This window comes from Paraburkholderia kururiensis JCM 10599 = LMG 19447, assembly GCF_003986935.1.
Taxonomy (GTDB): domain Bacteria; phylum Pseudomonadota; class Gammaproteobacteria; order Burkholderiales; family Burkholderiaceae; genus Paraburkholderia; species Paraburkholderia kururiensis.
Map to the genome: position 1 here is coordinate 129,694 of NZ_RJZE01000014.1, position 18,520 is coordinate 148,213.

Below are 18,520 nucleotides of genomic sequence, written 5' to 3' on the forward strand. Positions count from 1 at the left end.
GCGGCCGAAGTGTGCCGCGCGGTCTCTCGTTGGCTAGGAGGAACGCCCAAAGGCTAGGCAGTGCGATTGCGCACGCGCTCCGGCGACAGCACTGTCGGAAGCGCTTTCGGCAACGCGGCGGGCCAGTCGCGGCTGTAGTGCAAGCCCCGGCTTTCGCGGCGCGAGCGAGCGCTGTCGACGATCAGCGACGCCACGTCTACCAGATTGCGTAGTTCCAGCAGATCGCGGCTCACCTTGAAGTTCGCGTAGTACTCGTGAATCTCGTCGCGCAGCAGTTCGATGCGGTGCTTCGCGCGCGTGAGGCGCTTGTCCGTGCGCACGATGCCCACGTAGTTCCACATCAACCGGCGCAGTTCGTCCCAATTGTGGGCGACCACGACTTCCTCGTCCGGGTCCGATACGCGGCTCTCGTCCCAGTCGGGCAGCGGCGCGTGCGCCATGGCACCGAAGCCTTCTTCGCAGATTGCGGCAGCGGCGGCGCGGCCGATCACGAGACACTCCAGCAGTGAATTGCTGGCCAGCCGGTTTGCGCCGTGCAGCCCCGTGCACGAGGTTTCGCCTACCGCGTAGAGCCCCGCCAGATCGGTGCGTCCCGCGAGGTCGGTCACGACGCCGCCGCACGTGTAGTGCGCCGCCGGCACGACCGGAATGGGTTGTTTCGTGATGTCGATGCCGAATTCGAGGCAGCGCGCGAGGATGGTGGGAAAGTGCTCGCGCAGGAACTCGGCGGGCTGATGGCTGATGTCGAGATAAACGCAGTCGATGCCGCGCTTCTTGATCTCGAAGTCGATGGCGCGGGCCACGATGTCGCGCGGCGCCAGTTCGGCCCGCTCGTCGTGTGCCGGCATGAAGCGTGTGCCGTCCGGCAACTTCAGCAATCCGCCTTCGCCGCGCACCGCTTCGGAGATCAGGAACGACTTCGCGTAAGGATGGAACAGGCACGTGGGATGGAACTGGATGAATTCCATGTTGGCCACGCGGCACCCGGCGCGCCACGCCATGGCAATGCCGTCGCCCGTCGCGGTATCGGGATTCGTGGTGTACAGATAGACCTTGCCGGCACCGCCGGTTGCGAGCACCGTGTGCGGCGCCTCGATGGTGACGGTGCGGCCCGTGTTCACATCCAGCGCGTACAGCCCGTGGCACCGCCGACCCGGCAGGCCGAGGCGGTCGGACGTGATGACGTCGATCGCATGGTGATCTTCCAGCAAGGTGATGTTGGGGTGCCGCCGCACGAGTTCGCTGAGGGTGGCGACGACCGCGTGGCCGGTGGCATCCGCAGCGTGAATGATGCGCCGGTGGCTGTGGCCGCCTTCACGCGTGAGGTGGAAGCCCAGCTCGGCGGCGTCGTCCCTCGTGAAAGGCACGCCTTGCGCGATCAGCCATTCGATCGCCGAGCGGCCATGTTCGACGATGTAGCGCGTTGCAGCTTCGTCGCACAGCCCGGCGCCGGCCACCAGCGTGTCATCTACGTGGTTCTCGACGCTGTCCGCTGAATCCAGCACCGCGGCAATGCCGCCTTGTGCCCAGTCGCTCGCGCCTTCGGTCATCGAGCGCTTCGCGATGACCGCGACACGCCGCGTGTCGGCAAGATTGAGCGCGACGGTCAGTCCGGCGAGGCCGCTGCCGACAATCGCCACATCGAAGTTCATACCCGCTTCTCCATCTGTTGTGCTGTTGCCGCGGCGCACGGGCCGCTTGCGCGCCGTCATCATGCACCGGTAAGTCAGCAAGCATACCCTGTTGACGGAAAGTGGGAAAACTTGCCGGCTGGCCAGGGCGCAGCGGGTCGGGAAACGTTGCGCAAATCGGGATGCCCAGGCGGCGCCCATAAAGAAAAAGCCCCGCTGGGTAGCGGGGCTTTTTCTCGTCTTCAGGCTCGAAACCAGACCTTACTTGATCTTGGTTTCCTTGTACGTCACGTGCTTGCGGACGACGGGATCGAACTTCTTGATCTCCATCTTTTCCGGCATGTTTCGCTTGTTCTTCGTGGTCGTGTAGAAGTGACCGGTGCCAGCCGTGGACTCCAGCTTGATCTTGTCGCGCGCGCCCTTTGCCATGATTTACTCCTTAGACTTCGCCACGTGCACGCAGGTCAGCGAGCACGGAGTCGATGCCGTTCTTGTCGATCAGGCGCAGGCCGGCGTTCGAAACGCGCAGGCGCACCCAACGGTTTTCGCTTTCAACCCAGAAACGGCGGCTTTGCAGGTTCGGGAGGAAGCGACGCTTCGTCTTGTTGTTTGCGTGGGAAACGTTGTTGCCGCTCATCGGCGCTTTCCCAGTTACTTGGCATACGCGTGCCATGAGAGCACTCCTAATACGCTTAAATTCTGAGTTCGAACGCCGCTGAAGTTTCCCGGAGCAGCGATACCGGTTTTCGCGTATGGAGCGAAAGAGGCCGCTTGCTTTCCTGGAAACCCGTTGACGGGCTTCGGAACAGGGTTGGAATGAGGCAAACCGCGATTCTAGCAGAAAAAACTGCGGAAAATCAAATGCGATTTGCAGCTCGCCAGATGAGGCCGCGAAAAGCCGCCGGTCCGCCTCCTACGCCCGTTTGCCGCACGCCTCACGTTGGCGTTCAGTCCCAGCCGGCACGCGCAAATGAGAACGTTTCGCTGCGGCCGATCACGAGATGGTCGATCAGTTGCACATCGATCAGCGTAAGCGTGTCGCGCAGCACGCGCGTGAGCCGCCGGTCGCTGGCACTCGGGTGGACCGCTCCGGATGGGTGATTATGCGCCACGATGAGGTTCGCGGCATTGAGGACCAGCGCGCGCCGCGCAATTTCGCGGGGATAAACGGCCATGCGCGTAAGCGTGCCGCGCGTGCATTCCTCGAAGCGGATCAGGCGGTGCCGCACGTCGAGGAAGAGACACACGAACATCTCGAACGGCCGCGCACCGATCATGAGGCGCAGGTAGTCTTCGACGGCGCCGGGCGAATCGATCAGCGGACGTTCCTGCAGTTTTTCGGCGAGCGCCCGGCGCGCCAGTTCGGTGATTGCCTGCAACTGCGACGCCTTGGCCGGGCCGATGCCGCGCAGGCCGAGAAATTCTTCCGGCTGTGCGTCGAGCATGGCGCGCAGCGAACCGAAGCGGCTCAGCAGCGACTCCGCGACGACAAATACGTTGTGGCCCGGCAGTCCGGTGCCAAGTACGAGAGCGACGAGTTCCACGTCGGACAACGCGGCCGGTCCCGCTTCGCGCAGGCGCTCCCGCGGCATGTCGCGCGAGCGGCCGCGTGGGGCGGGAGGTGCCGCTCGCGGGCCCTGCGTCGGTTCGTCGCGCACCGCGAGGGGACTGGATTCCGGCAACCAGCAGACGGCTTCTTGCATACCTCGACTCCCTGTTTGGACAAAGGCGGCCGGCGCCTGCGACACGTTGCGGGCGACCGATGCCGGGCGCCCGGCCGCGCACGACTCGGGCCGGATATGTGGCTTACAATGGAACTTTTGCAGGCGGCGCGGCACGCGCTTTCCCCTCCCGCGCACGCACGCCCTGGGCGCGCGCTGCGCGCTCAGACCGAACGAGACAGCATGAGCATCATCGACATTTCCGAAGTGAAACCCGGTTCCCATGTCACGCTCCACTACCGGCTTTCGCTTGCCGATGGCGCTGACATCGTCAATACATTTGTGGACCGTCCCGCCACGCTGCTCATCGGTGCCGGACAAATTGCGCCGCCGCTGGAAGAAATTTTGCTGGGACTGAAGGTGGGCCACCACTCGACCTTTCAGCTGCCAGCCGGCCAGGCGTTCGGCCAGCGCAATCCCGAGCTGGTGCAGCGCGTGTCGCTTGCCACGCTGCGCGAAAACGGCATGATCGGCGAGGATTTTTCTCCCGGCGATCTCGTCGAATTCAACGCGCCCGACGGCGGGCGCTACGCGGGCGTGCTGAAGGAGATTGGCGAAACCTCCGCGCTGTTCGACTTCAATCACCCGCTCGCCGGTGCGGCGGTGGCGTTTGAAGTCAAAATCATCGGAATCCTGTAAATACATGAGCACCACGGACACGACCCTGACCGACGCCGAAATCTTGCTGGCCCAGCCAAGAGGGTTCTGCGCGGGCGTCGATCGCGCGATCGAGATTGTCGAGCGTGCAATCCAGATCCACGGCGCGCCGATCTACGTGCGCCACGAGATCGTTCACAACGCCTACGTCGTCGAAGATCTGCGCAAGAAGGGCGCGATCTTCGTTGAGCAGCTCGACGAGGTGCCGGCCGGCAACACGGTGATCTTCAGTGCCCACGGGGTGTCGAAGGCCGTGCGTGCCGAAGCCGAAGCGCGCGGCTTGCGCGTCTACGACGCCACGTGTCCGCTCGTGACGAAGGTGCACATCGAAGTGGCGAAGATGCGCCAGGAAGGCCTCGACGTGGTGATGATCGGCCACAAGGGGCACCCTGAGGTCGAAGGCACGATGGGGCAGGTGGGCGAAGGCATGTATCTGGTGGAGGACATCGAGGACGTCAAGGCACTTCCGTTGTCCGACGCCAGCCGGATCGCGTTTGTGACGCAAACCACGCTTTCCGTGGACGACGCTGCCGAGATCATCTCGGCGCTCAAGGCGAAGTACCCCGGCATTCGCGAGCCGAAAAAGCAGGACATCTGCTATGCCACGCAGAATCGCCAGGACGCGGTGAAGTTCATGGCGCCCCAGTGCGACGTCGTGATCGTGGTGGGCAGTCCCAACAGCTCGAACTCGAACCGCCTGCGCGAGGTGGCTGAAAAGCGCGGCGTGCCGGCGTACATGGTGGATTCGCCGGATCAGATCGATCCGGCCTGGCTTGCCGGCAAGCGTCGCATTGGCCTCACGGCCGGAGCGTCGGCGCCCGAGGCGTTGGCCCAGGCGGTGATCCGGCGTCTGAACCAGCTGGGCGTGCATAACGTTCGCGCGCTCGACGGGATCGAGGAAAGCATTGCGTTTCCCTTGCCGCGAGGGCTCGGTCAGCCGGCCTGAGGCGAAGTTTCTCCTACCTATAAAGGGCGGTCCGCCATGGATTGCTCCCAAACCAAAAAGCGCGCCTCTTCGGCGCGCTTTTTTGTTTGGGGCGCCGAGCGACGCGGCAGGCATTTAATAGGTGGCAGATCACTGGGAAAAGCGAGTGCGCCGGGTGTCACCAAGCCTTGCTTCTGACTCTGCTGCGCACGGGTCGCGGGCCCATAATATGATGCGTCCCTTATAAATAGCCGACATTCAACAGACCCCAAGCCGCTCGCCTCATGACGGTGCACATGCGGCGATGTGGCTCCCAAATGCTCCTCTTTCGGGCAGACGCCCGTTGCGCAAGGCTGTACGGCCGTCGCCGTGCAACGATTGATGTCAAAAGTCGGCAAATTCGGCGCAACTGGTGCGTAAAGAGAGGTTGCAACCAGGTTGCGACGATTGAGCGGTATAAGTCTCAAAAAGCGGTTGCAATGCAGGAAAACCCTGCGGGATCAGAATATTGCCCACCGCATAATTGGAGTTACAATGCGCGCGTTCTGAAGGCCTGGCGGTCTGTGGACAACGGATTTTGCAAGGCGCAGGAGACCTGTTTGATGCGAGTCGAGTTTGCTTACGCCGTGTCCATTGCGGCCGCAGTCGTGACGTTTGCGACGGGCCGCAACAATAGTGATGACGTGGCGGGCAAGGGCGCAATGAGCGCAACCGCGGCGCCGGTAGACGGAATGACCGCTGGAACGACCGTTGTCGTACCCAGTCGCGCAGCGGCGCCGTTTCGCGATGGCGTCCATGAAGGCCCGGATAACGAAAGCAGTGCGCAAATGGCCGTTCGCGGCGTTGGCGCGCGCGATATCAGGATCGGTGGCCACGGGGATCGGCTCATTCGGAATACACGCTTCGCCGCACTTCGTTTGTCGAGTGGCATACATGTTGCTGTGACTTCGTCCTCGCGCGCGGGCTTGCCGCAATTGCAGACGGTGCGTCTGGCAGCGAACGATGCGGCGTCCGCAGAGCGGGCCATCCTCAGGAATACCACGAGCGTTCCGCGCGACACGGCAATGTTGCGCGAGACGAGTGCAGCCGTAGAGCAGATGGCCGCGCGTGTTGCCGTACCTTCGACCGCGCGTCTGGCGCATGACAGGGTGCGGACAGACAGCAGCGTCTTCGCGCTTGACGACTTCAAGGGCAGCGGTCAGGCCGTCCTCGGCGTCGCGAAGCTGTAAAGGATTTGTTGAACCGACGGCACCGAACCATCGGACGGTGCCGTTTTTGCATCCGCCGGTCGCGGATCGCTGTTGCCGGCAACGCGTGTGCCGGTGGCGGGTTGGCCTCGACCGGTTTTTTTATCAGTACCCGAGAGTGCAGTTGCGGTTCCGTGACCCATCGCCCACCGGCGCATGAAGATCGCGAATCCGGTCGCACGGGCTAAGGAGTATTAAATGGATATTTTCATCCAGCAGATCCTGAACGGACTGGTGCTTGGTAGCGTCTACGCCATCATCGCACTGGGCTACACGATGGTTTACGGGATTCTGGGCATCATCAACTTCGCTCACGGCGATGTGCTGATGGTGGGGGCAATGGTCGCGCTGTCTGCGATCGGCGTGCTGCAGAATCACTTCCCGGGTCTCGGCAACGTGCCCACACTCATCATTGCGCTCGCTATTGCCGCAGTCGTATGCGCGGTCGTGGGCTACACCATCGAGCGCGTGGCCTACCGGCCGTTGCGCCGGGCGCCACGGCTAGCCCCGCTGATCACCGCCATCGGCGTCTCGATTCTCCTGCAGACCCTCGCGATGATGATCTGGTCGCGCAATCCCCTCGCTTTCCCGCAGTTGCTTCCCACCGATCCCATCAACGTGATCAAGGCCACGGACACCACGCCGGGCGCCGTGATCTCGATGACTGAAATCGTGATCATCGTGGTCGCCTTCCTCGTGATGGGCGGTCTGCTGCTGCTCGTGCACAAGACCAAGCTGGGCCGCGCGATGCGCGCCATCGCCGAGAACCCCGGCGTCGCGAGTCTGATGGGCGTGAACCCGAACTTCGTGATTTCGGCGACCTTCATGATCGGCTCGGCGCTCGCCGCTCTGGCCGGCGTGATGATCGCGTCCGAGTACGGCAACGCGCACTTCTATATGGGCTTCATCCCCGGCATGAAGGCCTTTACCGCAGCGGTGCTGGGCGGTATCGGCAACCTGACGGGCGCCATGGTCGGCGGCGTGGTGCTCGGTCTCATCGAGCAGTTGGGTGCGGGCTACATCGGCAATCTGACCGGTGGCGTGTTCGGCAGTAACTATCAGGACGTGTTCGCATTCATCGTGCTGATCGTGGTGCTCGTGTTCCGTCCGTCGGGTCTCCTCGGCGAGCGTGTTGCGGATCGTGCCTGATCCGGGTTCTGAGGAGAGAAACAAATGACTTCAATTCAACCGATCGAGCCGTCCACGACGCTCATCCCCGAGAAGAACGCGACGAAGACCCTGCTGGTCGGCGTCGTCACCGCGGTACTCGTGATTGCAGCACCGATGATCATCGGCGCAGCCGGCGGCAACTACTGGGTGCGCGTGCTCGACTTCGCGATGCTGTACGTCATGCTCGCGCTGGGCCTGAACGTGGTGGTGGGCTTTGCAGGCCTGCTGGACCTCGGCTATATCGCTTTCTATGCCGTCGGCGCGTATACCGCGGCGCTGCTGTCGTCGCCGCACCTGACGACGCAGTTCGAATGGATCGCCCGTCTGGCGCCTGCCGGCCTGCACACACCGATCTGGCTCATCGTGCCGATTGCCATGGCGCTCGCCGCGATCTTCGGCATTCTGCTCGGTGCGCCGACGCTGCGTCTGCGAGGCGACTATCTCGCCATCGTGACGCTCGGTTTTGGTGAAATCGTGCGGATCTTCATGAACAACCTCGACCGTCCGGTGAACATCACCAACGGTCCACAGGGCATCACGGGTATCGATCCGGTGAAGGTCGGCGGCTTCAGTCTCCAGCAGACCCATACGTTTTTCGGCTTCTCGTTCCCATCCGTGTACATGTACTACTACCTGTTCGTGCTGTGCGCGCTGCTCGTGATCTGGGTGTGTACCCGGTTGCAGCACTCGCGTATTGGCCGTGCATGGGCCGCGATCCGCGAAGACGAAATTGCCGCCAAGGCGATGGGTATCAACACGCGTAACGTGAAGCTGCTCGCGTTCGCAATGGGCGCGTCGTTCGGCGGCCTTTCCGGCGCGATGTTCGGCGCGTTCCAGGGCTTCGTGTCGCCCGAGTCGTTCACGTTCTGGGAATCGGTCGTGGTGCTGGCCTGCGTGGTGCTGGGCGGTATGGGCCACATTCCGGGCGTGATTCTCGGCGCCGTGCTGCTCGCCGTGTTCCCCGAATTCCTGCGCTCGACCATGGGTCCGCTGCAGAACGCCGTGTTCGGCCACGAAATCGTCGATACCGAAGTGATCCGTCAGCTGCTGTACGGCCTCGCCATGGTGCTGATCATGCTGTACCGCTCGGAAGGCCTGTGGCCCGCGCCGAAGCACGAAGACAAGATCGCAAGACTGGCGAAGCGCAACGGCAAGAAGCCGGTGCGGGCATAAAGGCATGGGACCCGCGTAAGCGCTGGAACGTGAACGCGGGTCGACACAGGAGCACGACAACATGAGCAACAAGAGCATTCGACTCTCGGTGAAGGGCGTCAACAAGCGCTTCGGCGGTCTGCAGGCGCTTTCCGACGTCGGCCTGCAGATCGAGGAAGGCCAGATCTACGGACTGATCGGCCCGAACGGGGCAGGCAAGACCACCTTCTTCAACGTGATTACGGGGCTGTACACGCCCGATTCGGGCGAGTTCAAGCTGGACGGCCAGACCTACACGCCGACCGCGGTTCACCAGGTGGCCCAGGCCGGTATCGCCCGGACGTTCCAGAACATTCGCCTGTTCGGCGGTATGACGGCGCTCGAGAACGTGATGGTGGGCCGCCATGTGCGCACGAAGCACGGGCTGATCGGCGCCGTGCTGCAGACGCCGGCCGAGCGCAGGGAAGAGCGCGAGATCAAGGAGCGCGCCATCGAGCTGCTCGAGTACGTGGGTATCGCGCAGTACGCGGACTACACGTCGCGCAATCTCTCGTACGGCCACCAGCGGCGCCTCGAAATCGCGCGTGCGCTCGCGACCGATCCGAAGCTGCTTGCACTCGACGAACCGGCCGCAGGCATGAACGCGACGGAGAAGGTGGAACTCACGCGGCTGCTGGACAAGATCCGTTCGGACGGCAGGACGATTCTGCTGATCGAACACGACGTGAAGCTGGTGATGGGCCTGTGTAACCGGATGACAGTGCTCGACTACGGCAAGGTGATCGCCGAGGGTCTGCCGCAAGACGTGCAGAAGGACCCGAAGGTGATCGAGGCATATCTGGGCGCGGGGGTTCACTGATGGCTACGCCAATGCTGAAAATCAAGGGATTGCAGGTTAACTACGGCGGCATTCAGGCCGTGAAGGGTGTGGACCTGGAAGTGGGGCAGGGCGAGCTCGTCACGCTGATCGGCGCGAACGGCGCAGGCAAGACGACGACCATGAAGGCGATCACGGGCCTCAAGCCTTACTCGGCCGGCGACATCGAGTACCTGGGTCAGTCGATCAAGGGTATGCCGGCGCACGAGCTGCTCAAGCGCGGCCTCGCGATGGTGCCGGAAGGCCGCGGCATCTTCGCGCGCATGACGATCATCGAGAACATGCAGATGGGCGCGTACCTGCGCAGCGACACGGACGGCATCAAGAAGGACGTCGAGCGCATGTTCGGCTTCTTCCCGCGCCTGAAGGAACGGTCGACGCAGCTTGCGGGCACGCTCTCGGGCGGCGAGCAGCAGATGCTTGCAATGGCGCGCGCGATTATCAGCAAGCCGAAGCTGTTGTTGCTCGACGAACCGTCGATGGGTCTCTCGCCGATCATGGTGGAGAAGATCTTCGAAGTGGTGCGGGAAATTTCGAAGGAGGGCATCACGGTGCTGCTCGTCGAACAGAACGCCCGCCTCGCGCTGCAGGCCGCGAACCGTGGCTACGTGATGGACTCCGGCACGGTGACGATGTCGGGCGACGCGAAGCAGATGCTCAACGATCCGAAGGTGCGCGCGGCGTATCTGGGCGAGTAATGGAGTAACGTGCGCTGACGGACCTGATGGCGTTGCCGTGAGCGATGCCATCGGCTGCAATAACCGTCGGTCAGAAGACAAAGGCCGCATGCGTTTGCAAACGCATGCGGCCTTTTCTATTGGCGCGAGCAATAGCGAGAGCGCCCGGATCGGAGCGACGCGAACTAAAGCCCCCGCCGTCCGCAGAAAGACTAATCCGCCGTCTGGGTCACCACTCCAGCCTGCTGCGCCGACGCACCCAGCCGTTTGCCAAGGCTGATCACGGCGTCGCTGCCGTAGCCCAGTGCTTCGTAGAAGCGCAGTACGTCGGGCTTGCTTTCCAGCACCTGCAGATTCACCTTCGGACAACCCAGCGCCGCCAGTGCCTGTTCGGCATGCGCCACGAGCCGCGTGCCGATACCGTGCCGGCGCAGGTCCTTCGGAACCGCGAGCGAGTAGAGCCAACCGCGGTGTCCGTCGTAGCCGGCCATCACCGTGCCCGCGAGCCGCGCTTCGAGCGTCGCGACGAAGAACAGTTCGGGCTGCGTCGCGAGCTTGTTTGCGATGGACAGGCGCGGGTCGCGTTGCGGCCGGCTCGTGTCGCCATACTCGGGAAACGCCTGCTGCCACAGCGCAATCACGGCTTCTGTGTCCGCGACTTCGAAGCGGCGGATGACGAGCGTCGTGTCTGTCATGGCGGCCTTTACAGCGAATCGAGTACCGAGCGCAGCATCGCCATCATCTGGTCGATCTCTTCGATCGTCACGTTGAGCGCCGGCATGAAGCGCAGCAGATTCGGGCGCGCCGCGTTGAGCAGCAGGCCGTCGGGCTGCATGACGCGTGCCTTCTCGACGATCTGGTTGCCGATGTCCTTGCCCAGCAGCAGCGCACGCAGCAAGCCTTCGCCGCGCTCGCCTTCGAATCCGCGTTCGGCCGACAGTTCGAGCAGCTTCGCGCGCAGGTACTCGCCGCGGGCGCGCACGCCTTCGAGGAAGCCCGGCGCCACGAGTTGCGAGATCACCGAATGGCCCACTGCCGTCATCAGCGGATTACCGTTGTACGTGCCGCCCTGGTCGCCGGCTTCGAACACGGCAATCTCTTTCTTCGAGAGCAGCGCCGCGAGCGGAACGCCACCGCCAATGCCCTTGCCGAGCGTCATGATGTCCGGTTCGACGCCGGAAAGTTCATAGGCGAACAACGTGCCCGCGCGGCCGCAGCCGCTTTGCACTTCATCGACGATCAGCAGGATGCCGTGCTTCTTCGTGAGCTCGCGCAGTTGCTGCATGAATTCGCGCGTAGCCGGAATCACGCCGCCTTCGCCCTGAATGGGTTCGAGCATCACGGCCACGGTCTTGTTGCCGATCAGCTTCTCGACGGACTCGATGTCGTTCAGCTCGGCTTTCGGGAAGCCCGGCACCTGGGGTGCGTAGATGGTGTCCCAACCCGCCTTGCCGCTCGCCGACATGGTGGCGAGCGTGCGGCCGTGGAAGCTGTGATTGAACGTGATGATCTCGTAGGCGCCGTCGCGGAATTTCTTGCCCCACTTGCGCGCGAGCTTGATGGCGCCTTCGTTGGCTTCCGCGCCGCTGTTGGCGAAGAAGACCTTGTCGAAGCAGCTGTGTTCGGTGAGCAGCGCGGCGAGTTTCGCCATCGGCTCGTTATAGAAGGCCGGCGACGGATTGATCAACAGGCGCGCCTGCTTCTCGAGCGCTTCGATCATGCCGTCGTTGCAGTGGCCGAGGCTGTTCACGGCCCAGCCCTGAATGAAGTCGAGGTATCGCTTGCCTTCGTTGTCGTAGATCCACGACCCCTTGCCATGCGTGAAAACGATTTCGGGCCGGTTGGTGATGTACATCAGCGACTCGATCGGGTACTCGGTGAATTTCATGGCGACAGGCTCCGGCAAGACGGGCTAGAAGGTTGAAAAAGGGAGCGGAAAAAACAAAAAGCCACGGAGGTCCGTGGCTTTCATGATTCGAACAGCTTGCGCGTGGTGCAGCGTGTAGCGCGCGAGTCCGTGACGTAGCCAGGCCCCCACTATGGGTGCAGAGCGCGGCGACGTCGGAGTTCGGACAGGATGCGGTTCATGCGCGAAAGAATACGACAACGCGAACGCCGGTGTAAACCATGAATTTCGCACGGCGGGCACTTTTTTGCGGCTTGGCCCGCCGTGTTCGATGCGCGGGAAAACGCGCTTAAACGGGGTTGGCCAGGTCGGCCGCGCTCGTGAACGAATCCGCGTAAAACTCATCGGCCGGCAGCCCGTGGTGCTGCGTGAAGTCGCGCTGCGCCGATTCCACCATCACCGGTGCGCCGCACGCGTACACCTGGTAGCCCGACAAGTCTGGCAGGTCTTCGATGACGGCGCGATGAACGAAGCCCGTGCGCCCGGTCCAGCCGTCCGCCGCGTCGGGCTCCGAGAGCACCGGCACGAAACGGAAGTTGGGAATGTCCTTCGCCCATTGCTCGGCCAGCTCCATCAGGTACAGGTCTTTGCGCTGGCGCGCGCCCCAGTAGAGCGTCATCGGGCGTCCGATGTTCTTGAACGCCGCATGCTCGACGATGGCCTTGATGGGCGCAAAGCCGGTGCCCGAGGCGAGCAGCACGATGGGCTTGTCCGATTCTTCGCGCAGGAAGAACGTGCCAAGCGGGGCCTCGAAGCGCAGGATGTCGCGCTCTTTCATGGCGCCGAACACGTGGTCGGTGAACTTGCCGCCGGGCATGTGGCGGATGTGCAACTCGATCGGGCCTTCCTCGTGCGGCGCCGTGGCCATCGAGTAGCTGCGACGCGAGCCGTCCTTCAGCACGAACTCCAGGTACTGGCCCGCGAGGTACTGCAGGCGCTCGTTCGCGGGCAACTGCAGCTTCAGTACGACGACGTCGTCGGCCTTGCGTTCGATCGACATCACACGGCACGGCAGTTTGCGCACTTGAATGTCGCCCACGCCGGCGACTTCGCGCACGTCGATTTCGAGGTCGGTCTGCGCGGTCGCGCAGCAGAAGAGCGCCATGCCGCGCGTGCGCTCGTCGTTGGAGAGCGCCGACGACGAATGCGCGCCCTGTTCGATCTGCCCCGATACCACCGTGCCCTTGCACGAACCGCATGCGCCGTTCTTGCAGCCATAGGGCAGCCCGATGCCCTGACGCAGGGCTGCGGTGAGCACGGGCTCGTCGGGTTCCACCTGGAACTGACGGCCGCTTTGTTTGAGCGTTACATTGAATGCCATATACGAAGAGAACGAAGAGTCGGAAACCTGTGAGCGCCGCGCATGACGGCTAGAATTGCGTCCACCATGATCGCGACACGAACCTTGCGCCGGCCGCGCGTGCTGATTGTCGGCTGTGGCGACGTCGGCTTGCGCTGCGTCGCGCGCCTCTTGCCCCGCTCGCGCGTCTTTGCGCTGACGAGCCACGCCGCACGCGCCGGCGAACTGCGCGCGGCCGGCACGATTCCGCTGGTCGGCGACCTCGACGTGCGAACGAGCCTCGCACGTCTTGCCGGACTCGCACCTGTCGTGCTGCACCTCGCGCCACCCCCGAAGACAGGCGACGCCGATACCCGCACACGTGCCCTGTTAGCCGCGCTTGCCGCGCCGCGTCGACAGCCGGCACGGTATCGGCAGCGTGCGCAGTTTCGGGGGCGTGGGTGCACGGGCGGCCTTGTGGACCGCTTCGCAACGCTTGCGGCTCCCGCCACTCGCTTCGCAATCGGCGTGCCGCGCGGCAAGGCGCCTATTGTACCCGAGGGGGTGGGCCGCGCCGCCGCCCGTCCGGGCTCTCGCGCGCCGGTTCGCCTCGTGTATGCAAGTACCACAGGCGTGTACGGCGACTGCGGCGGCGCGCGCATCGACGAGACGCGCGCCGTGCACCCTGCGAACGCGCGCGCCATGCGGCGCGTTTCGGCGGAACAGCAACTGCGTGCGGCGACCGCACGCGGCGCGGTGCGGGCCACCATCGCACGCATTCCCGGCATCTACGCGGCGACCCGCCTGCCGCTCGCGCGGCTGGGAAAGGGCACGCCCGCCTTGATCGATGCCGATGACGTCTACACCAACCACATTCACGCCGACGACCTCGCCACCATTCTCGTGCGCATGGCGACGCACGGCCGACCGGGCCGCGCCGTGCATGCGAGCGACGACAGCGAACTGAAGATGGGCGAGTATTTCGATCGAGTGGCCGACGCCTTCGGTCTTGCGCGTCCGCCGCGCGTGTCCCGCACCGAGGCCGAGAAGACGCTCGACTCCACGCTGCTTTCCTTCATGCGCGAGTCGCGCCGGCTTTCGAACCGGCGCCTCAAGCGCGAGCTGGGCGTCCGGCTACGCTATCCGCACGTGGACGACTTCCTGCACGCAGTCGCTACCGCGCGCAAGTGAGTTGGGCGTCAGTGAATCGGGCGTGGCCAATGCACGCGTAGCGACCCTGTGCGGCACGCAGCGCGCGGTGCAGGCACGCGGACGTTCAGGTGAACGAAGGCAGTGTTTCAAGCAGAACGAAGCACAGCAAGGCGCCGATCAATGCGCCAATCAGGTTGGGCCGATACTGATGACGCGCATGCATGGCTGCCAGCAGCGCCCCGATCAGAATCGCTGCCATGCAGACAAACGCAATCATCATGTATGAAATCTTGAACGTGTCGTAGATGACCATGGCACGTCTCCCTTGGCGGTTTGTCGTCGTTCTGTAACCAAGTATAGGGCGCGATGTGGCGCGGGGCATGCGGCAACGCAACACATGGAGCCCGTTCCAAGGGACGTTGTGTGCGCCGTCGAACAGAGCCGCGCATCGTGCTGAACGGTCGCGGGGTTTACCCCTTGCGCAGCGCCGCGAGATCGGCGTCGTCGAGCCATTGCCAGGCGCCGGCCGCAAGCCCCGCAGGCAGCGCCCATCCGCCGATCCGCTCACGATGCAGCGCCTCCACGCGATTGCCCGCCGCGGCCACCATGCGCTTGACCTGGTGGTACTTGCCTTCGAGCACCGTGAGCACCAGTTCGTGGCGGCTGCGTGCTTCGGCGGCCACGGCCGCTATCGGCTTCGCCTCGCCGTGCAGCAGCACGCCGTCGCGCAATGCCTGAAGCTGCGCATCGTCGATGGCGTGGCGCGTCGTCGCCACGTAGACCTTCGGCACCTTGCGCTTCGGGGAGGTGAAGGCGTGAACGAACTGGCCGTCGTCGGAGAGCAGCAGCAGGCCGGTGGTGTCCTGATCGAGTCGGCCCACGGACTGTACGCCCCGCGTCGCGAACTGCGGCGGCAGCAGATGAAACACGCTGAGATGATGCTGCGGATCGCGCGAGCACTCGTATCCGGCGGGCTTGTTGAGCGCGATGTACACGTGCTCGCGCCATGGCCAGGCCGCGCCATCGACGCTGAATACCAGCGCGGTGGTATCGAACTGTGCATCGGGATCGGTGCATGCGACGCCGCCGATGGTCACGCGCCCGTCTGCAACAAGCGCGCGGCATTGACGGCGCGAGCCGAAGCCTTGAGTGAAGAGAATGCTTTCGAGGTCCATGAAGTGCGCGAAGCCACAAAGTCGCCAGGTGGCGAGGCCGTTGTCCAACCGGCAGCCCGGCGCATTTTAACCGGCCCTCCCCATCGGGCCTGAAGCAGCACCCTCTACCTGCGTTCCAGCACCTCGCGCGCTCCCGCTACGCGCTACTGCACACTCGTCCGGCGCTCCACGAAGCGCCACCGCCCAAGCCGCGCGCCGCGCGTGTGCCCGAGCAGTTGTCCTCCATCTCGCACGGCTCTCGAAACCCGTGGCGCCCGGCTTGTGCGTCGGGTATTTGCGAACGCCCCCGGCGTGGTGCTCGAAAGCTGCGGCCGTGATTCGCGGCGACTGCTGGATGACCGTGTCGCTCGTGGTCGAAATCGCCTCGCGTTGGGTGGAGAACGGTGAGATCGACCGGCTGTGTTCGATGCAGCGCGCACCCGGCGCGCCGCCAATGAGACCGCAAGAACCGGAGCGCGTCCCACGGCCTCACCGGCGACGATGGACCCATCGTCAACCGGAGGCCATCCATGCCATTCCGTCTCTCCAGCGCTTCATCGCGGCGTACCGCTTCGGTCAGTGCCGCCCGTCCCGCGTTCGGCGCGGCCTTCAATCGCCTTGCGTGGTCCAATCTCTTCGCGCAATCGGCGGAGCAGACCAGCCTTGCCGCGGCACCGCTCGTCGCCGTGTTCGCGCTCGATGCCTCCGCACGCGACACCGGTTTGCTGCAGACCGCGCAGACGCTGCCGTTCCTGCTGCTTTCCATTCCGCTCGGCGTTTGGGCCGACCGTCATTCGCGCCGCACGCTGATGACGGTGGCCGAAGCCGTGCGCGTCGCGGCACTCGTGGCGGTGCTGGCGCTCGTCTACACGCATGCACTCTCGCTGCCGCTACTGATGCTGCTCGGCTTTCTGGGCGCCACGGGCACGGTGGCGTACGGCGTGGCGGCGCCCGCGCTCGTGCCGTGGCTCGTGGCGCGCGAACAGCTGGCGGCGGCCAACGGACGCGTGGAACTGGCACGCAGCGTCGCGTACTCGGCGGGACCGGCGTTGGGCGGCCTGCTCGTGGGATGGATCGGCGCGGGCTGGGCGTATGGCGTAGCGGCCGGCTTATCGGCGCTCGCGGTGGCGTTGCTTGCGCGGTTGCGCGAGCCGCCGCGCGCCGCGTCGGCGCATCGGCATTTCCTGCACGAGTTGCGCGAGGGCGCCCGCTTCGTCGCGCGCGATGCCTTGTTGCGGCCCATGCTTGCTACCGCCGTGTTCTTCAACGTGGGCTTCTTCACGCTGCAGGCCGTCTACGTGCCTTATGCGGTGCACCGGCTCGGGCTGGGTGCGTCGGCGGTCGGCGTGACGCTCGGCGCCTATGGCGTGGGCATGGTGTGCGGCGCGCTTGCGGCGCCTGCTGTGGCGCGAGCACTCGCGTTCGGCCGCATGCTCGTGATCGGGCCGCTCTGTGGGCTGGCCGCTTCGCTCGTCATGGTGGCCACGCTCGCCGTGCCGTCGTTTCTGCTCGCCACGCTGAGCTTCTTCCTGCTGGGCGTGGGGCCGATCCTGTGGGTGGTCGGCTCCACCACGCTGCGTCAGGCCATTACGCCGGGCGGCATGATGGCGCGCGTGTCGGCCATCAACGCGACGGCGACGCAGGGGGCGCGTCCGCTCGGGGCGTTGCTGGGCGCCGCGATCAGCGCGCACTTCGGGATGGACGCCTGCCTCGTGGCGGCGGCCGCGGCATTCGCCGTGCAGGCCGCCATCATCGTCGTTTCGCCCGCAGCGCGGCTTCAGGGCGTGCCCGAAGCGGCCGCGGTCTGATTACAGCCGCTCGGCGACCGCTTCGCCGAGCGCGCTCGTGGATGCCTCGCCGCCCATGTCGCGCGTATGCGGGCCGTGCTTGAGCACCTCCGAGATCGCCGCGACGATGGCGTCGTGCGCCTCGTGCTCGGCGCCGCTCGCGTTGCCGAGGAAGTCGAGCATCATCGCCGCGGACCAGATCATCGCGATCGGGTTCGCGATGTATTGGCCCGCGATGTCGGGCGCGGAGCCGTGCACCGGTTCGAACAGCGAAGGAAAGCGCCGCTCGGGGTTCAGGTTCGCGGACGGCGCAATGCCGATGGTGCCCGTGCAGGCGGGGCCTAGGTCGGAGAGGATGTCACCGAACAGGTTGGTTGCCACCACCACGTCGAAGCGCTGCGGCTGCAGCACGAAGCGCGCGCAGAGAATGTCGATGTGCTGCTTGTCCCACGTGATGTCGGGATAGCGGGCCGCGATCTCGGCCGCGCGCTCGTCCCACCACGGCATGCTGATCGCAATGCCGTTGCTCTTCGTGGCCACCGTCACGTGGTGCCGCTCGCGCCGCTGCGCGAGGTCGAAGGCGAACTTCAGCACGCGCTCGGAGCCCACGCGCGTGAAGATGGACTGCTGCACGACGAACTCGCGCTCGGTGCCCTCGAACATCGTGCCGCCCACGGCCGAGTACTCGCCCTCGGTGTTCTCGCGCACGATATAGAAGTCGATGTTCTTCGCGTTGTGTGCCGCGAGCGGCGAGCGCACGCCTTCGAACGTGCGCGCGGGACGCAGGTTCACGTACTGGTCGAACTCGCGGCGGAACTTGAGGAGCGAGCCCCACAACGAGATATGATCCGGCACGGTGGCGGGCCAGCCGACGGCGCCGAACAGAACCGCGTCCACGCCTTCGAGCTGCGCCTTCCAGTCGTCGGGCATCATCTGACCGGTCTTCGCGTAGTAGTCGCAACTGGCCCACTCGATGTGGCGGAAATCGAACCGGATGCCGAAGCGCCGCGACACGGCGTCGAGTACGCGCAGCGCTTCGGGCATGACTTCGCGGCCGATGCCGTCGCCGGGAATGACTGCAATGCGATGGATTTTGTCTGTCATGTCGTACGCTCTCGGGTGGTGCCGCCTGATCGGGACGAGTCGCCCGACGATGCGGCATCGGCGGGCACCTGCACATTCTAG

General features: G+C 64.7%; 19 protein-coding genes. 9 read left to right on the plus strand and 10 right to left on the minus strand.

The features are described from left to right. Positions 1-53: 53 nt before the first annotated feature. The 4 genes from nadB to radC form a co-directional block, all read right to left on the minus strand. A complete protein-coding gene (gene nadB / locus PKKP23_RS18170) occupies positions 54-1,652 on the minus strand; it encodes an L-aspartate oxidase (RefSeq protein ID WP_017776794.1) in 1,599 nt (532 codons plus the stop codon). Positions 1,653-1,892: 240 nt separating this feature from the next. Then, complete coding sequence (rpmG, locus tag PKKP23_RS18175) at positions 1,893-2,060, minus strand: 50S ribosomal protein L33 (protein WP_017776793.1); 168 nt, start codon at positions 2,058-2,060, stop codon at positions 1,893-1,895. A gap of 10 nt (positions 2,061-2,070) precedes the next feature. Next, complete coding sequence (rpmB, locus tag PKKP23_RS18180) at positions 2,071-2,304, minus strand: 50S ribosomal protein L28 (RefSeq protein ID WP_026121846.1); 234 nt, start codon at positions 2,302-2,304, stop codon at positions 2,071-2,073. A 274-nt stretch (positions 2,305-2,578) separates the two neighbouring features. Beyond that, complete coding sequence (radC, locus tag PKKP23_RS18185) at positions 2,579-3,334, minus strand: RadC family protein (protein ID WP_017776791.1); 756 nt, start codon at positions 3,332-3,334, stop codon at positions 2,579-2,581. 201 nt (positions 3,335-3,535) lie between these two features. Between radC and PKKP23_RS18190 the strand changes: the two genes are divergently transcribed. The 7 genes from PKKP23_RS18190 to PKKP23_RS18220 all read left to right on the plus strand — a co-directional run bounded on the left by PKKP23_RS18190 (position 3,536) and on the right by PKKP23_RS18220 (position 10,078). Beyond that, positions 3,536-3,991 (plus strand): FKBP-type peptidyl-prolyl cis-trans isomerase, encoded by a 456-nt coding sequence (locus PKKP23_RS18190; protein ID WP_126877919.1) that lies wholly within the window; start codon positions 3,536-3,538, stop codon positions 3,989-3,991. Between the two features lie 4 nt (positions 3,992-3,995). Further along, on the plus strand, positions 3,996-4,955 hold the full coding sequence (gene ispH / locus PKKP23_RS18195) for a 4-hydroxy-3-methylbut-2-enyl diphosphate reductase (RefSeq protein ID WP_042300145.1): 960 nt from the start codon (positions 3,996-3,998) through the stop codon (positions 4,953-4,955). Positions 4,956-5,536: 581 nt separating this feature from the next. Beyond that, positions 5,537-6,163, plus strand: coding sequence for a hypothetical protein (locus tag PKKP23_RS18200; protein WP_126877920.1), 627 nt, complete (start codon positions 5,537-5,539; stop codon positions 6,161-6,163). Positions 6,164-6,379: 216 nt separating this feature from the next. Further along, on the plus strand, positions 6,380-7,330 hold the full coding sequence (locus PKKP23_RS18205) for a branched-chain amino acid ABC transporter permease (RefSeq protein WP_017776787.1): 951 nt from the start codon (positions 6,380-6,382) through the stop codon (positions 7,328-7,330). 24 nt (positions 7,331-7,354) lie between these two features. Further along, positions 7,355-8,524 carry an ABC transporter permease subunit gene (locus tag PKKP23_RS18210; protein WP_017776786.1) on the plus strand — a complete coding sequence of 390 codons (1,170 nt, stop codon included), beginning with the start codon at positions 7,355-7,357 and terminating at the stop codon, positions 8,522-8,524. Positions 8,525-8,585: 61 nt separating this feature from the next. Next, entirely contained in the window at positions 8,586-9,362 is a 777-nt protein-coding gene (locus PKKP23_RS18215) for an ABC transporter ATP-binding protein (RefSeq protein ID WP_017776785.1), read from the plus strand. Next, positions 9,362-10,078 (plus strand): ABC transporter ATP-binding protein, encoded by a 717-nt coding sequence (locus PKKP23_RS18220; protein ID WP_026121845.1) that lies wholly within the window; start codon positions 9,362-9,364, stop codon positions 10,076-10,078. Before PKKP23_RS18215 ends, PKKP23_RS18220 begins: the two co-directional genes overlap by 1 nt. A gap of 191 nt (positions 10,079-10,269) precedes the next feature. On the opposite strand, the gene PKKP23_RS18225 is transcribed toward PKKP23_RS18220, so the two are convergent. From PKKP23_RS18225 to PKKP23_RS18235, 3 genes are all read right to left on the minus strand, one after another. After that, a complete protein-coding gene (locus PKKP23_RS18225) occupies positions 10,270-10,752 on the minus strand; it encodes a GNAT family acetyltransferase (protein ID WP_126877921.1) in 483 nt (160 codons plus the stop codon). Positions 10,753-10,760: 8 nt separating this feature from the next. Continuing rightward, a complete protein-coding gene (locus PKKP23_RS18230; protein ID WP_126877922.1) occupies positions 10,761-11,945 on the minus strand; it encodes an acetylornithine transaminase in 1,185 nt (394 codons plus the stop codon). Between the two features lie 307 nt (positions 11,946-12,252). Beyond that, positions 12,253-13,284: a CDP-6-deoxy-delta-3,4-glucoseen reductase gene (locus PKKP23_RS18235; RefSeq protein ID WP_126877923.1), complete on the minus strand. Its 1,032-nt coding sequence runs from the start codon at positions 13,282-13,284 to the stop codon at positions 12,253-12,255. Positions 13,285-13,350: 66 nt separating this feature from the next. Between PKKP23_RS18235 and PKKP23_RS18240 the strand changes: the two genes are divergently transcribed. Beyond that, positions 13,351-14,433 (plus strand): NAD-dependent epimerase/dehydratase family protein, encoded by a 1,083-nt coding sequence (locus PKKP23_RS18240; RefSeq protein ID WP_126877971.1) that lies wholly within the window; start codon positions 13,351-13,353, stop codon positions 14,431-14,433. Between the two features lie 85 nt (positions 14,434-14,518). Here PKKP23_RS18240 and PKKP23_RS18245 read toward each other — a convergent pair whose 3' ends face one another. Together PKKP23_RS18245 and PKKP23_RS18250 are read right to left on the minus strand one after the other, a co-directional pair. After that, the gene (locus tag PKKP23_RS18245; protein ID WP_126877924.1) at positions 14,519-14,707 is read right to left on the minus strand and encodes a hypothetical protein; all 189 of its coding nucleotides are present in this window, start codon (positions 14,705-14,707) and stop codon (positions 14,519-14,521) included. 157 nt (positions 14,708-14,864) lie between these two features. Then, positions 14,865-15,569 carry a pseudouridine synthase gene (locus PKKP23_RS18250; RefSeq protein WP_126877925.1) on the minus strand — a complete coding sequence of 235 codons (705 nt, stop codon included), beginning with the start codon at positions 15,567-15,569 and terminating at the stop codon, positions 14,865-14,867. A gap of 509 nt (positions 15,570-16,078) precedes the next feature. Between PKKP23_RS18250 and PKKP23_RS18255 the strand changes: the two genes are divergently transcribed. Beyond that, positions 16,079-17,356, plus strand: coding sequence for an MFS transporter (locus PKKP23_RS18255; protein ID WP_126877926.1), 1,278 nt, complete (start codon positions 16,079-16,081; stop codon positions 17,354-17,356). Here the strand turns inward: PKKP23_RS18255 and PKKP23_RS18260 are convergent, their stop codons facing one another. After that, the gene (locus PKKP23_RS18260) at positions 17,357-18,439 is read right to left on the minus strand and encodes a tartrate dehydrogenase (protein ID WP_126877927.1); all 1,083 of its coding nucleotides are present in this window, start codon (positions 18,437-18,439) and stop codon (positions 17,357-17,359) included. It abuts the gene before it with no gap. Positions 18,440-18,520 lie beyond the last annotated feature (81 nt).

Excerpts from the sequence above, each read along its gene's own strand:
- nadB (WP_017776794.1), bottom strand. The coding sequence starts at position 1,652 with ATGAACTTCGATGTGGCGATTGTCGGCAGCGGCCTCGCCGGACTGACC.
- rpmG (WP_017776793.1), bottom strand. The coding sequence starts at position 2,060 with ATGGCAAAGGGCGCGCGCGACAAGATCAAGCTGGAGTCCACGGCTGGC.
- rpmB (WP_026121846.1), bottom strand. The coding sequence starts at position 2,304 with ATGGCACGCGTATGCCAAGTAACTGGGAAAGCGCCGATGAGCGGCAAC.
- radC (WP_017776791.1), bottom strand. The coding sequence starts at position 3,334 with ATGCAAGAAGCCGTCTGCTGGTTGCCGGAATCCAGTCCCCTCGCGGTG.
- PKKP23_RS18190 (WP_126877919.1), top strand. The coding sequence starts at position 3,536 with ATGAGCATCATCGACATTTCCGAAGTGAAACCCGGTTCCCATGTCACG.
- ispH (WP_042300145.1), top strand. The coding sequence starts at position 3,996 with ATGAGCACCACGGACACGACCCTGACCGACGCCGAAATCTTGCTGGCC.
- PKKP23_RS18200 (WP_126877920.1), top strand. The coding sequence starts at position 5,537 with ATGCGAGTCGAGTTTGCTTACGCCGTGTCCATTGCGGCCGCAGTCGTG.
- PKKP23_RS18205 (WP_017776787.1), top strand. The coding sequence starts at position 6,380 with ATGGATATTTTCATCCAGCAGATCCTGAACGGACTGGTGCTTGGTAGC.
- PKKP23_RS18210 (WP_017776786.1), top strand. The coding sequence starts at position 7,355 with ATGACTTCAATTCAACCGATCGAGCCGTCCACGACGCTCATCCCCGAG.
- PKKP23_RS18215 (WP_017776785.1), top strand. The coding sequence starts at position 8,586 with ATGAGCAACAAGAGCATTCGACTCTCGGTGAAGGGCGTCAACAAGCGC.
- PKKP23_RS18220 (WP_026121845.1), top strand. The coding sequence starts at position 9,362 with ATGGCTACGCCAATGCTGAAAATCAAGGGATTGCAGGTTAACTACGGC.
- PKKP23_RS18225 (WP_126877921.1), bottom strand. The coding sequence starts at position 10,752 with ATGACAGACACGACGCTCGTCATCCGCCGCTTCGAAGTCGCGGACACA.
- PKKP23_RS18230 (WP_126877922.1), bottom strand. The coding sequence starts at position 11,945 with ATGAAATTCACCGAGTACCCGATCGAGTCGCTGATGTACATCACCAAC.
- PKKP23_RS18235 (WP_126877923.1), bottom strand. The coding sequence starts at position 13,284 with ATGGCATTCAATGTAACGCTCAAACAAAGCGGCCGTCAGTTCCAGGTG.
- PKKP23_RS18240 (WP_126877971.1), top strand. The coding sequence starts at position 13,351 with ATGATCGCGACACGAACCTTGCGCCGGCCGCGCGTGCTGATTGTCGGC.
- PKKP23_RS18245 (WP_126877924.1), bottom strand. The coding sequence starts at position 14,707 with ATGGTCATCTACGACACGTTCAAGATTTCATACATGATGATTGCGTTT.
- PKKP23_RS18250 (WP_126877925.1), bottom strand. The coding sequence starts at position 15,569 with ATGGACCTCGAAAGCATTCTCTTCACTCAAGGCTTCGGCTCGCGCCGT.
- PKKP23_RS18255 (WP_126877926.1), top strand. The coding sequence starts at position 16,079 with ATGCCATTCCGTCTCTCCAGCGCTTCATCGCGGCGTACCGCTTCGGTC.
- PKKP23_RS18260 (WP_126877927.1), bottom strand. The coding sequence starts at position 18,439 with ATGACAGACAAAATCCATCGCATTGCAGTCATTCCCGGCGACGGCATC.